This is a genomic window from Pseudactinotalea sp. Z1732 (assembly GCF_049724975.1).
Taxonomy (GTDB): domain Bacteria; phylum Actinomycetota; class Actinomycetes; order Actinomycetales; family Beutenbergiaceae; genus CALKWS01.
In genome coordinates this window covers 196,639-209,713 of sequence record NZ_JBMPQC010000001.1, presented here as the reverse complement: position 1 = coordinate 209,713, position 13,075 = coordinate 196,639, and the positions used below count along the sequence as shown (strand labels likewise).

Genomic DNA, 13,075 nt, shown 5'->3' with positions numbered 1-13,075 from the left:
CGGCTCGATGCTGCTACGGACCGATCGGGGAGGCAACGGGCACCACGCCGCTTCAGGGATCGCCCGAACCCGGGCCATGGCCGGGGCCGGGGCCGGCACGCCACGCCAGAGCCCGGGCCGGGTTGCTGACGAACAGGGAATCGATCTGTTCCGGGTCGAGCCCGATCGCGCGCAGGCGGGCCGGGAACTGGCCGGCGAGCCAGTCCAGACCGGGTTCGCCGCCGTAGCCGCGCCACAGGTCCCTCCGAGCGCCGTCGGTGCCCAGCAGCACCTGGTCCAGGTAGCCGGACTCGGTCGCACGGCTGATCAGCCCGGCGGTCGCCGGCAGTTCGTCACGGTGCTGGCGCAGTCCCTGGTCGTACACCAGCCAGGCGCCGGTTCTCGCCAACTCGGCGTGGTAGCCCGGGTCGGTCACCTTGTCGACATGGGAGAGCATCAGCGCGCCCGCCGGCACCCCGACCTCGGCGAACGCCTCGATCTGCTCCAGCCCGCCGGTGCCGCCCTCACAGTGCGTCAGCACCGGAGCACCTGTGCGCTGGTGGGCGTAGGCGGCCGCGGCGATCAGGGTGCGATCGCGGATGCTGAGTTCCGGCCCGCCGGTGGCCACCTTGATCGCGCCGGCCCGATGCAAAGTTCTGCGGACGATTGGCCCGGTGTAATCGAACGCGTCGATCCCGAGGAGCAGGTCGGCAGCGAACAGCTCACCGATTTCGGCCGGATCCAACTGCGCGGTCCAATGCTCCGCGCCGTAGTAGCGCTCATGGTGGGCCCCGGTGACGGCGATCACGCGTACGCCGCTGCGGCGCGCGATTTCGGCCAGTCGCACCACGTCCCGGCCTGATGCGCAGGGCATTGCGTCGACCATGGTGGCGATGCCGGCCGCCACACAGGCACGGACCTCATCGACGGCTAGATCCACGTCGTCGAGCAGGATGTGCGGGAAGCCCGCGGCGATGAGCGCGCTGTGCAGGACGAGGTGCTCGTGGGCGTAGGTGCGCCCCAGGTCCGTCGCGGGGACGTCGCCGGTGACGGTGCGCACCATTCCCGCGCCGGGCGGGCTGGACTGCGGGCTGGTGGGCCCCGGTCCGGCGCTCATGGCATGACCTCCCGGGCCTCGTCGAGTTCCAGAACGGCTCCTGCCCGGCGCAGCACCGCGCGGACCTGCTGCGGCGCAACCTCTCGCACATCCCCGCTGAGTCCGGGTGTTGTCGCCGCGAGCGCGGCGGCGGTGCCCGCAGCCTGTCCCATCGCCATGCACTGGGCCATGGAACGAATGCTCGCGTGGGCATCGTGGGTCGCCGAGAAGCAGCGTCCGGCCACGAGCACGTTCGGCGCGTCCCGGACGATGAGGCTGCGCAGCGGCACTCCCACCGCGGTGCCGTCGGGGAGGTACGCCCATGCCGTGCCATCGCCGGAGTGATGGTCCTCGATCGGGGCACCGCACAGGGCCACTTGGTCGTCGAACTGCCGGGCGCCCAGGACGTCCTCGCGAGTGACCCGGTAGTCGCCGTAGACGCGCCGGCTCTCGCGGATACCCACCTGTGTGCTCAGAGCGCCCAGGGCGGCATCGGCGTAGCCGGGGACGCGGTCGACGAGGAATCGCACGTACTCCAGGGCCTGACGGCGCCCGGCCAGTTCCGCTGCACTCAGCCGCTCGGGCTCCAGCACGGAGCGCAGTTGGCCATCGGCATCGCGCTGCACCGAGTCGAGCCGGGTCATCACCGTGGCGGTCATGCCCGCAACCGGGGTGATGTGGTCACTGCCGTCCCGGCGCGGGAGTTCGTATCCGTCCTCGGCTGCCTCGAGCATGAGCGCTCGCAGGCCCTCCTTGTCGATCGAGCGGCGTTGCTCGTGATCAACGTTGATCATCCGGAACGTCGTCGTGAGGGTCTGCGCGGGTGAGTCCGCTCCGGCCGTCTCGTAGCCGAAACCGGCGAAGTGGCACAGATCGGCGTCACCGGAGGCATCCACGAAGGTGTGGGCGCTGACGCGTCGCAGCCCGGCCTTCGTGGCCAGCAGGAGTTCGGTGAGGCGTCCGTCGATGACCTTCGCGTCCTGGACCATCGTGTGCAGGAGGACGCGCACGCCGGCCTCGGTCGCCATGGTCTCCCAGGTGACCTTGAGATGCTCGGCGTGATACGTCACCCCGGTACCGGCGCCGTAGGTGTTGGGTCTTTCCACCACCGGACCCAGGGTGCGTAGATGGTCGACCACCTCGCCGGGAATGGAGCCGACCAGCCGCCGCGGACTGGAACCAGGGGAATAGAAGCCGTAGAAGGTATCCAGCACCGCGGTGCTGGACCCGCCCAGGAACGGCAATTTATCCAGAAGCAGTACCGAAGCGCCTTGGCGGGCTGCCGCGATGGCTGCGGTCGAACCGGCCGAGCCGGCCCCGGCGACGACCACATCGACCCGCTCGAGTTGGGGCACCTGGGCCCAAAGGTCTGCTGCCACTGCGATCACATTTCCTTAGCCTCAGGACTCGTGGTTGTCTAGACTATAGGGAGCAAGGTGCCTAGATGAAAGAGGGTGGTGACGATGCCCGTTCTCCCAGGGGTGGTGATCACCGGGTCCTCGGGGATCGCGGCCGCAGTGGCAGCACGACTGACAGGTCAGGGGCGGCCGGTCTTCATCATCGGACGCGATGAGGACTCCTGCGCGCACCTTGCCACCAGCCTCGGGTCCGCCGGCGTCGGATACGCCGTGGCGGACCTGCAGAGCGAGGACCAGGCCGAGGACGCCTTCACCGCGGCGCAGCGGGGTCTGGGCACCATCGGCAGGGTGGTCGCGGTGGCCGGCGGTAGCGCCCGCAGCCAGGGAGACGGCTGGTTGCACGCGATGTCGCTGGCGTCCTGGGAGGCGGCGCTGCAGTTGAACCTGACGACGACGTTCCTCACCGTCCGTGAGGCGGTCCGGCGGATGCGTGGGGAGGGCGGGTCGATCGTTCTCACCTCGAGCGTGTTGGCCAGTTCGCCCCAGCCCGAGGACTTCACCACGCACGGTTATGCCGCTGCGAAGGCTGCGATCAGTGGTTGGGTCGTTCCGCTTGCGGCTGCCTACGCCAACGACGGGATCCGGATCAACGCGGTCGCCCCGGGGTTGGTGCACACCCCGATGTCCCGACGCGCGGCGAAGTCACCGCAGATCAGTGCTTTCGCACGGCGCAAGCAGCCGCTCGCCGGCGGCATGCTCACCCCCGACGATGTCGCAGCGGTGATGTGCTCGGTTCTGGAGGCCGCCGCAGTCACGGGCCAGGTCATCGCCGTCGATGGCGGCTGGTCGGTGACGTCGACGTCATGACCCCGAGGTCCCTGACGGACCAACCGCCGGCTCAGCGGCGCCGGGTAGCACGCCACCCACCGAGAAGGTGACATCGATGACGTACCGATCGGCGACGTAGGCGCTCTCGGTATGCTCCAGGGGAACGTCATCAGCATCGACGATGATGCGCCGTTCCACCAACAGCGCCGAGCGCGGCGGAATGTCGAGCAGGCGGGCTTGGGCACCCGTGGCGGTGCGTGCGCTGATCCAGCATTGCGCGGTGGTCGGAACCCGGCCCAGGGCGACCAGCGCCTCGTGCAGCGACCCGTTCTCGAGATCCTCGGCCAGGACGGGTGCGCAACTCGACGGCAGCACGACGTTCTCGATCGCCATCGGGACCCCGTCGGCGAGCCGGAGCCGGGACAGGCTCACCACCCGGCTGCCCTTCTCCAGGCGCAGTGCCTCGACGTCGGCCGCGGTCGGCGCCCGGAGCTTTGCCTCCAGGAGCCGCGAGGATGCCCGCTTCCCACGACGGCGCATGTCGCTGGAGAAGTTCATCAGCGCACCGCTGTGGCGGTGCATCGGCTGGGGAGCGATGAAAGTACCGGAGCCGCGCTGGCGTCGCACCAGCCCATCGATTGCGAGATTCTGCACCGCTTGCCGCGCCGTCATCCTGCTGACCTTGAATTGCGTGGCGAGTTCGGTCTCCGAGGGCAGGGGGTCTCCCGGAGCCCCGTTGAGAACCCGCTCGCGCAGCCACTTCTCGATCTCGGTATAGCGGGCCGCAGGACGCTGACGTCGCACCGCTTGACCACTCATGTCCCACATCATAGGCTTCTCGGCGCCCGTATAGTTGGCTATACAACTATGAAGGAAGGTCTGGACGTATGGTGACACAAAGTGGTGTGGCCGGGCGCTGGAGTGAGCGTGCGATCGACCTCATTCGCCGGGTCCAGCGGACGCAGGCGGACGCGATCTCGAATGCGGCCCGATGGAGTTGCGAGGCGATCGCGGCCGGCGGGCTTGTGCACATGTACGGCAGCGGCCACTCCCGGATCGCCGTCGAAGAGATGTTCCCGCGTTACGGCTCCTATCCCGGCTTCCATCCCATCGTGGAGCTGTCGACGACGTTCCATACCCAGGTCGTCGGCGCCAACGGCCAGCGGCAAGCGATGTACATCGAGCGGACCCCGGGTCTCGCCGAGGTGATCCTGTCCAACTTTGCCTTCGGTGAGCGGGATGTGATGGTGGTGTTCAGCGTTTCCGGCACGTCGGCTGTGGCGATGGAGATGGCCCAGGGTGCGCGCAGACGAGGCTTGCGGACGATTGCGGTCACCTCCAGGGCTGCGGCACCGGCCGATCCGAGCGCCGACCACCTGGCACGATTCGCCGACCTCGTCATCGACATCGGAACACCTCCCGGAGATGCACTGGTGTCCGTACCCGGGCTTGAGGAACCGGTCGGGCCGGGCTCGACTGCCGCCACGATCACGGTCGTCAACGAACTCAAGGCGCAGACGGCCGAACTGCTCGTCCAGCGTGGCATCCGCCCTCCGGTGCTGACTGCGGCCTCGGTGGTGGGCGCGGAGCGCTCGGCTCAGTTGTTCGACGAAGCCTACGATCAGCATGCCGAGCGTGTTGCGCGCGCCATTGGTGGAGCCGGTGCCGCGCGACGCAACGCCGACCCGACGCACCTGGACGGCAGGGTTGTGCCGGATCTGGGCGTCCCGGGCGGTACCGGTGGGCAGCCGGCTTCCCCGACGAGTTCCGACGGTTCCTGAACGATAGGGGCCGTTGATGGCGCGTTGGCTGGGGGTGGACGTGGGCGCCACCATGACCAAGGTCGCCATGGTCGACGACGCCCAGTGGACGGTGACCGAGCAAGCCACTGTGCCGACCGACCGAACCGACCCGGACCGGACGGTCGCCGCATGTGCGCGGTTGATCGGCGGCTGGGTCGCGCGGAACCCAGAGGTGCGCGGGGTGGGAGTCACCCTTCCCGGCCACATCGACCCCGAGTCCGGGCTCGGGCTCGTCGTCCCCAACATCCCTGGGGATTGGCGCGGGGTGTCGGTGACCAGGCCGTTGCAGGTGGCTGCGGGACGCCCGATCGAGATGATCAACGATGCTCGCGCGTTCGTGCTGGCGGAGAGCCGGCTCGGTGCGGCTCGGGGGGTCGACGACGTGCTGGGCATCGTGCTGGGCACCGGCATCGGCGGTGGGCTGGTCCTTGGCGGGAGGCTGTTCACCGGTAGTTCGGGCAATGCCGGGGAAGTGGGTCATCAGGTCCTGATGCACGACGGGCCGCCATGCGGTTGTGGCAACCGTGGGTGCCTGGAGGCGCTGGCGCGGGCGGAGATCATCGCCGTGGCAGCAGGGCACGCCACCGTTGCCGACGCTGCCGCTGCCGCCGCGAGCGGTGATCCGCGGGCCCGGTCGGCACTATGGGAGGCCGGGACCTGGATCGGCCTCGGTCTGGCGAACCAGGTCACCGTGCTCACCCCCGAGGTGGTGGTGATCGGTGGCGGCGTGGCGCTCGCCGGGGACTCTTTGATGAAGCCCTTGGTCGAGCAACTGCGAGCGCGTGCACCGCTGGTGCCGCCGGACACCTACCGCGTGCTGCCGGCAGAACTGGGACCCCTCGCTGGAGCGGTAGGGGCGGCGGTCGCGGCCTCGGACGCGGCACCCTGAACCGGTCACGTACCGACTATCGTGATGCCGGCCGCGGCTCGCTCCACCGTCCGGAGGCGCCGTCGGCGCTGCCCTCCGTCACGAATCGGTCTCGTCGCTTGACCGGTACCTGGCACATGGTTAAAGTCATAATGTCTATACAGGTTCGGCAGTGCGTGAGAGCATTCTCGACAGGTACGCCAGACATCAAGGTGGTCGGTGCTGCGATCCGGAGCCAACCACCCCGAATACCCGGAAAGGTCCGGGAAAGGGAGCATCCGCAATGAAGCGTTCCGCAAGATTCAAGGTCGCGGCGGTTGCCGCGACGTTCGCGTTAACCGTAGCTGCCTGCGGCAACGGCGATGGTGACGGCAGCAACGGTGACGGCGATGGCCACACCGACCCCGCCACTGACAGTGCCGAAACGGAGGAAGGCGACGAGGGAGGTGAAGAGGCCGGTGGCGGTGACTACGTGATCGGAGTCAGCAACACACTGGCCGGGAACGGCTGGCGGGAGCAGATGATCTGCTCGATCCAGGCCGAGTCCCTGGCCAGCGGGCAGGTCTCGGAGGTCGTGGTGTTCTCCGAGAACGCCGGGCCGACCGAGCAGGTGCAACACCTGCAGACGCTGATCTCCGAGGGCGTCGACGCCATCGTCGTCAATCCCTCCGATCCCGAGCAGCTCAACGGCATCATCGAAGAGGCTGTCAGCCAGGACATCGTCGTGGTCGCAGTGGACGCGTCCGTCAGCACCCCGGAGGCCTACATCGTGACCAACGACCAGGTCGAGTGGGGTCGGATCGGGATGGAGTGGCTCGCCGAGGAGATCGGCGGATCGGGCGACGTCCTGTACATGCGGGGGATCGAGGGCGTCCAGTCCGATACCGACCGCCACGAAGGCGTCGAGGCCGCCCTGGCCGACTACCCGGACATCAACCTCAATACCGTGTGGACCAGTTGGGACTACACCCTGGGCGGGGAGATTGCGGTCCAGGAATTCAGCGCCCGCGATTACGACGGCGTGTGGACCACCGGCGCGGACTACACCGTGGTCAACGGCATCGAGTCGGTCGGCAAGGACCTGGTCCCCGTGACCGGCCAGGACTCCAGCGCATTCGTCGGCCAGCTCATCGACGGCGCCCCGGGCGCCGTGGTGACCAACCCCGCCGTCATCGGTGCGGTCGGTACGAACGTTGCGTTACGCATCCTCAACGGCGAAGACGTCGATCAGACCACGATGCTCACCCCGGCGCTCTGGACGATGGAGAACGCCGCCGAGGAGATGGAAGCCGCTTTCGACCCGGACCGCGGACCGGACACCAGCGCCGCCATCGACATCGACTACCCCTTGGAGATGACGCGCGAGCAGCTGTATGCCTGCGACGGCCCCAGCGATGGCTGATCGAGCCACCGATTCGCACGGTGTGCCGGGAACGAGTTCACCCTCGTTCCCGGCACATCTGCGAGGTCCGGTACGCCCACGTGGGAGGATGATCGCACGCGATGGACGCTGAACCACTTCTGCATGCCGAAGCCGTGGCCAAGTCCTACGGTGCGGTGCGTGCACTCCGGTCTGCGGACCTGACGGTTCGGCACGGTGAAGCCCATGCTCTGCTCGGAGCCAATGGCGCCGGAAAGTCCACGTTCGTCAAGATTCTCACCGGTGTCATCACCAAGGATGCCGGGAGCATCACCATGGAGGGGAAGCCGGTCGCGCTGCGCTCTCCGGCGCAGGGCTACGAACGGGGGATCGCCTCGGTCTTCCAGGACCCCGCCATGATCCCGGACCTGACGGTCCGGGCGAACCTCAGACTCACCGGTACCGACCCGGCCGCGGTGACCGCTGAACTCGAGCGGCTCGGCATCCATGGGCTGGACCTGGCCGAACGGGTCAGCGAGGTGCCGTTGCCGTTCCTGCGGATGCTCGACCTGGCCCGGGCCCTCTCGCATCAGCCTCGATTACTCATCCTCGATGAGATCACCGCGGCACTGCCCTCCGACCTCAGCGACAAGGTCACCGAGGTGATGGCCCGCCAAACGGCCGCCGGCGGCTCGGTGTTGTTCATCTCGCACAGACTGGAAGAGGTGATCGAGCACTGCGACATGTGCACCGTCTTCCGGGACGGCGGCGACGTGGCGTCCTTCGCCCCGAAGGACGGACGCGAGGAGCGCATCGTCAACTCGATGCTTGGCGAGGGTGCCGCCGGCGAACAGGAGCAGGGACGGCGATCGCGAGCCGAACGGCCCGAGATCCACGAGCCGTCCCTGGTGGTCCGCGGGCTGAGCGCCGGCGACATCCTGGACGATGTGAACCTCTCGGTCACCCCCGGTGAGGTGGTGGGCATCACCGCACTGGAGGGTCAGGGGCAAGAGGCGCTCTTCGACGTGCTTGCCGGTGCCCAGCGCCCACGCGCCGGCGAGATCGTGGTGGATGGGGAACGGCTGAACGCGCGTCACCCCGCCGCGGCCATCAGCCAAGGGGTCGCCCTCGTCCCGGCTGACCGCACGCTGGCGATCCTGCCGAAGCGCTCAATCCGGGAGAACATCGCGCTGCCCTCCCGGGCGCGCTTCTGGCGGTGGGGGCCCATCTCCCGCCGCAAGGAGAACCGCGCTGTCAACGGAGCCATCGATCGGCTCTCCATCGATACCCGGGCGGCATCTCAGGCCCGGCGCCTCTCGGGCGGAAACCAACAGAAGCTCACCATCGGTCGGTGGCTCGCCGAGGGATTCCGAACGCTGCTGCTCTTCGACCCGACCCGGGGTATCGACATCGGAACCAAGCGGCAGATATATGACCTCATTCGTGACCTTGCCGAGGAAGGGGCGGCGATCGTGATGTACACCAGCGAACTGCGCGAGATCGAACTCGTCTGTGATCGCGCCCTGGTGCTCTACCGCGGGCGCGTCGTCGCCGAACTGCCGGCCGACGCCGGTGAAGAGGCACTCCTGCGCGCTGCCCACGGCTTCGTCGAGGCATCGGAGGCGGGAACGTGACCGAGGTCGCGCCACAGACCACAGTGCCCAAACCCTCCAGTGCAGCCGCGCGCTTCCGGCAACGCAACGGCTGGGTCGTCGGGTTGGCGCTCCTGTTGGTCGGCATGATCGTCCTGCGCTCCACCCAGGTGGCGAACTTCGGGGGATTCGAGGTGCGCGCGCTGGCCGCGGGCGGCCTGATGCTCGCCTTCCTGGCGATGGCGCAGGGCGTGGTGGTCCTCTCCGGAGGCATCAACCTGGCGGTCGGTGCGCTGATGGTGCTGGCGAACTGCGTCTCAGCGCTGCTCATGGAGGACTCCTCCTTCGCGATGAGCATCGTCGTGGCGATCCTCACCATCATCGGCACAGCATTGCTGTCGGGACTGATGGGCTGGATCATCACGGTCTCGGGCATGCCCGACATCGTCGTCACCCTCGCGCTGCACTTCACGTTCGTGGGGCTGGCCCTGTTCATCCTCGGCGGGCCCGGAGGGCGAGCCAACCCGGATTTCGCGAACATGATCGTCGGCGGATTCTCCAACCCCTGGCCCTCGTTGCTGTGGCTTTCGGCGGTCTTCTGCTTGATCTGGCTGCCGTTCCGGTACAGCAGGTCGGGGATCGCAACCTATGCGATCGGCAGCGACCGGCAAGCGGCGTTCCTGGCCGGTGTCATCGTCAAGCGAGCCAGGGTGAAGGCATACCTGATCTCCGGGGTATTCGCCGGCTTCGCCGGACTGGTGACCACCGCCCTGCTCGGTAGCGGAAGCCCCCAGGGCACGGTCGCCCTCGGGGCGCTGCTGAGTTCGGTGGCCGCCGTCGTGCTGGGTGGTGTGGCGCTCGCCGGTGGCCGCGGCCAACTCCTGGGACCGGTGCTCGCGGCGTTCGTCCTCACCCTCATCCCCTCGATCCTGCTGAGCATGGGCGTCAACTCGAACATCGCGACGCTGCTCCAGGGCCTGATCATCATCGTGGTGGTCATGCTCGGGGGCTTCCTTGAGATGAAGCGGAGGAAGTTATGACCAGCGCCGCCACCACCCCGCAGGCAGCCGCCGCGAGCGAGGGCCCAACGGGCACCGAACGCGCTCGCAACTACCTCACCGACCATCCGATCATCGTGCTCAGCGTGGTCTTCGTGCTGTTCTACCTCGTGACCGCAGCCTTGGATCCCAGCCTGTTCACCGTCCGGGGTCTGCGCTCGATCCTGCTGCTGGCCTGCCCGCTGGCCTTGTTCGCCGCCGGGCAGACCCTCGCCTTCCTCACCGGGGGAATCGACCTGTCGGTGGCGATGATCGCGAACTTCGCCGCGTATGTGGTGGCGACCCAGAGCGGTGCCGGGACTGCGACCGCCTTGGCCCTGGGCCTCGCCGTGGGAGTCGGGGCCGGGTTGCTCAACGGCATCGGGGTCGGTGTGTTCAGGGTGCACCCGCTGATCATGACGATCGGAATGTCCAGCGTCCTGCTCGGGGTGGTCTCCGTGGGCCAGGCGAGCGGCGGCTTCCTCTCCGGTTCCGCCGTAGTCCCGCGGCTCCTGCAGCAACTCGGCGGGGGCACGCTGATCGGCCCGATACCGCTCAACGCCGTGGTGTGGGCGGGGATCTCGGTGTTCTTGATCTGGATGCTGGCCAGGTCCGGCCTGGGCCGCAACATCTATGCCGTGGGCGACAACGCCATCGCCTGCCGCCTGTCCGGTATCAAGGTGTGGCAGGTCCTGATCGTCACCTACGCCCTCGTCGGAGTTCTGGCCGCGATCGCGGGCATGATCATCTCGGGCACCTCCGGGTCGGTCGGTCCCAGCCAGTCGAACTCACTCCTGCTGCCGAGCATCGCGGCCGCCGTCATCGGCGGCACCTCGATCCTGGGCGGGTCCGGCGGCTACGGGGGCACCGTCGTCGGGGCGCTGGTGCTGACCGTGCTGAACCGGCTGATGCTCACGCTGGGCGCCGGTCAGGCGGTGCAGCAGATGGTCTACGGGATCATCGTGCTCGCGTTGGCGTGGGCGTACGTGGCGGTGTCCCGCCAGCGCTCGGACTAGCAGAACAAGGAGAGGGTCGATGGCGGACGACGGCGGGCCGGTCAAGGCAGCGGTCATTGGCACGGGATTCATCGGGCTGGTTCATGCTGAGGCAGTGCGCCGAGCCGGTGGCCACCTGGCCGGGGTGCTGGGCTCGGCACCGGAGCGCGCCGCGGCGCCGGCGGACCGGCTGGGGGTGCCGGCCTACCGGGACATGACCGAATTGCTTGATTCCGATGTCGACGTCGTGCACGTCGCCACCCCGAACCACCTGCACGCCGAGCAGGCGGCCGCCGTCATCGAGGCCGGTAAGCACGTCGTCTGTGAGAAGCCCCTGACCACGAACATCTCCGACGCCCGCCGGCTGCGGGGCTTGGCCGAGGAGCGTGGGCTCGTCAATGCGCTGTGTTTCAACCTGCGCTTCTATCCGCTCATCCACCACGCCCGCAGCATGGTCGCCGCCGACGCGATCGGAGCGCCCCGGCTTGTCACCGGAAACTACCTGCAGGACTGGTTGCTGTACGAAACCGACTGGAACTGGCGGGTGGAGACGGCGCTGGCGGGGCAGACCCGGGCGGTGGCGGACATCGGAAGCCACTGGCTCGATGCGACCTCATGGGTGATCGGGGAACCCATCGAGGCCGTCTACGCCCAACTGCACACGTTCGTGCCCACCCGGATCAAGCCGTCGGGCTCAAGGGAGACATTCTCTGCCGGTGCCGGGCACACCGGTACGCCGGTGCCGATCGACACCGACGACGCCGCCCAGGTGCTGTTGCGGTATGCGGGGGGAGCGCGCGGGGCGATGACCGTGTCGCAGGTCTCGGCCGGACGGAAGAACTCGATGTCCTTCGAGGTCGATGGATCGACGGCGGCGCTCTCCTGGGCTTCCCAGAACCCCGATGAGTTGTGGATCGGCCACCGCGACCGGCCCAATGAGGTGCAGCACCGAGATCCGGTCACGTTGAGCGAAACCGCCGCGGAGATTACCTTCTACCCCGGAGGGCACGTCGAGGGGTTCGGGGAGACCTTCCGCGGCCTGTTCGAGCGGGTCTACCAGGATGTCGCAGCCGGAAGCCCCGGCGCGGAGCCCGCCTACCCCACCTTCACCGACGGCCTGCGGGCCTTGGCGGTGGAGGAAGCGATTCGGATCAGTGCGGCCCAGGACCGATGGGTCGATGTGGAGAGGATCACGTGATGAAACTCGGACTGTTGACCGCCCCCTTCGAGAACACGCCGTTGACCGAGGTCGCCGCCTGGGCCGCCTCGGTCGGCTACGAACAGCTCGAGGTCGCCTGCTGGCCCCAATCGGGGATGGAGGCGCGCCGGTACGCCGGTACCGCGCACCTGCCCATCGAGGACATGACGGCCGAACGCGGAACGGAGATCGTCGGCGAACTCGCCGACCTCGGGATCAGCATCTCGGCGCTGGGCTACTACCCGAACAACCTGCACCCGGATGAGAGTGCGCGGACCGCGGCCAATGAGCACACCAAGGCGGTGATCCGCGCCGCGAGCCTGATGGGAGTGCCGATGATCAGCACCTTCATCGGTGCCGATCACACCCGGTCGCTGGAGGAGAACTACGCCCGCGCCCTCCAGGTGTTTCCCGAGATCGTCGCCTATGCCGCCGAGCACGACGTACGCATCGCGATCGAGAACTGCCCGATGATCTTCTCCGCTGATGAATGGCCATCAGGGAAGAATCTGGCCTACAACCCCGTCATCTGGCGCCGGATGTTCGAGGACTTCGAGGGCGAGACCCTCGGCCTGAATCTCGACCCCTCGCACCTGCACTGGCTCATGATCGACCCGCAACGGGTGGTGCGCGAGTTCGCCGATCGGATCTACCACGTCCACATCAAGGACCTGGAGATCGACCGCGAAGGGTTGTATGAGAACGGCAGCATGTCCGCCGGCGTCGGTTGGCAGGTGCCGCGGCTGCCCGGGCTGGGTGAGGTCGATTGGGCAAGGTTCGTCGCGGCGTTGTACCGGGCGGGTTACGACGGCGTGCTCTGCGTGGAGCACGAGGACCGTGACTTCGAAGGTAGCGACGACCTGGTGAAGAAGGGCTTCATCATGGCTCGGGACGTGATCCGTCCGCTGGTGCCGCTGCTGTAGCGACGCCCGGGTGATCGCGGAGCGGCAGCACGGTGGTGC

12 protein-coding genes are annotated in these 13,075 nt (G+C 68.0%); 9 read left to right on the top strand and 3 right to left on the bottom strand.

All coding sequences use genetic code 11. The annotated features are described in order from the left end of the window. Nucleotides 1-52: 52 nt before the first annotated feature. Both ACPL7H_RS01015 and ACPL7H_RS01010 read right to left on the bottom strand, forming a co-directional pair. Entirely contained in the window at nt 53-1,096 is a 1,044-nt protein-coding gene (locus tag ACPL7H_RS01015; protein WP_424795313.1) for a phosphotriesterase family protein, read from the bottom strand. Next, the gene (locus ACPL7H_RS01010; RefSeq protein WP_424795312.1) at nt 1,093-2,454 is read right to left on the bottom strand and encodes an FAD-dependent oxidoreductase; all 1,362 of its coding nucleotides are present in this window, start codon (nt 2,452-2,454) and stop codon (nt 1,093-1,095) included. Before ACPL7H_RS01010 ends, ACPL7H_RS01015 begins: the two co-directional genes overlap by 4 nt. A gap of 84 nt (nt 2,455-2,538) precedes the next feature. Between ACPL7H_RS01010 and ACPL7H_RS01005 the strand changes: the two genes are divergently transcribed. Beyond that, nucleotides 2,539-3,300, top strand: coding sequence for an SDR family NAD(P)-dependent oxidoreductase (locus ACPL7H_RS01005; RefSeq protein WP_424795311.1), 762 nt, complete (start codon nt 2,539-2,541; stop codon nt 3,298-3,300). On the opposite strand, the gene ACPL7H_RS01000 is transcribed toward ACPL7H_RS01005, so the two are convergent. After that, the gene (locus ACPL7H_RS01000) at nt 3,295-4,080 is read right to left on the bottom strand and encodes a GntR family transcriptional regulator (protein ID WP_424795310.1); all 786 of its coding nucleotides are present in this window, start codon (nt 4,078-4,080) and stop codon (nt 3,295-3,297) included. The two genes, ACPL7H_RS01005 and ACPL7H_RS01000, sit on opposite strands and share 6 nt — an antisense overlap. A 68-nt stretch (nt 4,081-4,148) precedes the next feature. Here ACPL7H_RS01000 and ACPL7H_RS00995 point away from each other — a divergent pair, with 68 nt between their 5' ends. The 8 genes from ACPL7H_RS00995 (at nt 4,149) to ACPL7H_RS00960 (ending at nt 13,036) form a co-directional block, all read left to right on the top strand. Then, complete coding sequence (locus ACPL7H_RS00995; protein ID WP_424795309.1) at nt 4,149-5,042, top strand: sugar isomerase domain-containing protein; 894 nt, start codon at nt 4,149-4,151, stop codon at nt 5,040-5,042. Nucleotides 5,043-5,058: 16 nt separating this feature from the next. Then, entirely contained in the window at nt 5,059-5,952 is an 894-nt protein-coding gene (locus ACPL7H_RS00990; RefSeq protein ID WP_424795308.1) for an ROK family protein, read from the top strand. Nucleotides 5,953-6,214: 262 nt separating this feature from the next. Next, on the top strand, nt 6,215-7,333 hold the full coding sequence (locus tag ACPL7H_RS00985) for a substrate-binding domain-containing protein (protein ID WP_424795307.1): 1,119 nt from the start codon (nt 6,215-6,217) through the stop codon (nt 7,331-7,333). Nucleotides 7,334-7,434: 101 nt separating this feature from the next. Further along, nucleotides 7,435-8,925 (top strand): sugar ABC transporter ATP-binding protein, encoded by a 1,491-nt coding sequence (locus ACPL7H_RS00980; RefSeq protein ID WP_424795306.1) that lies wholly within the window; start codon nt 7,435-7,437, stop codon nt 8,923-8,925. After that, complete coding sequence (locus ACPL7H_RS00975) at nt 8,922-9,923, top strand: ABC transporter permease (RefSeq protein WP_424786867.1); 1,002 nt, start codon at nt 8,922-8,924, stop codon at nt 9,921-9,923. The genes ACPL7H_RS00980 and ACPL7H_RS00975 overlap by 4 nt, the downstream gene beginning before the upstream one ends. Then, nucleotides 9,920-10,936 carry an ABC transporter permease gene (locus ACPL7H_RS00970; protein ID WP_424795305.1) on the top strand — a complete coding sequence of 339 codons (1,017 nt, stop codon included), beginning with the start codon at nt 9,920-9,922 and terminating at the stop codon, nt 10,934-10,936. The genes ACPL7H_RS00975 and ACPL7H_RS00970 overlap by 4 nt, the downstream gene beginning before the upstream one ends. 19 nt (nt 10,937-10,955) lie before the next feature. Then, the gene (locus ACPL7H_RS00965; protein ID WP_424795304.1) at nt 10,956-12,113 is read left to right on the top strand and encodes a Gfo/Idh/MocA family protein; all 1,158 of its coding nucleotides are present in this window, start codon (nt 10,956-10,958) and stop codon (nt 12,111-12,113) included. Continuing rightward, nucleotides 12,113-13,036: a sugar phosphate isomerase/epimerase family protein gene (locus ACPL7H_RS00960; RefSeq protein ID WP_424795303.1), complete on the top strand. Its 924-nt coding sequence runs from the start codon at nt 12,113-12,115 to the stop codon at nt 13,034-13,036. Before ACPL7H_RS00965 ends, ACPL7H_RS00960 begins: the two co-directional genes overlap by 1 nt. Nucleotides 13,037-13,075 lie beyond the last annotated feature (39 nt).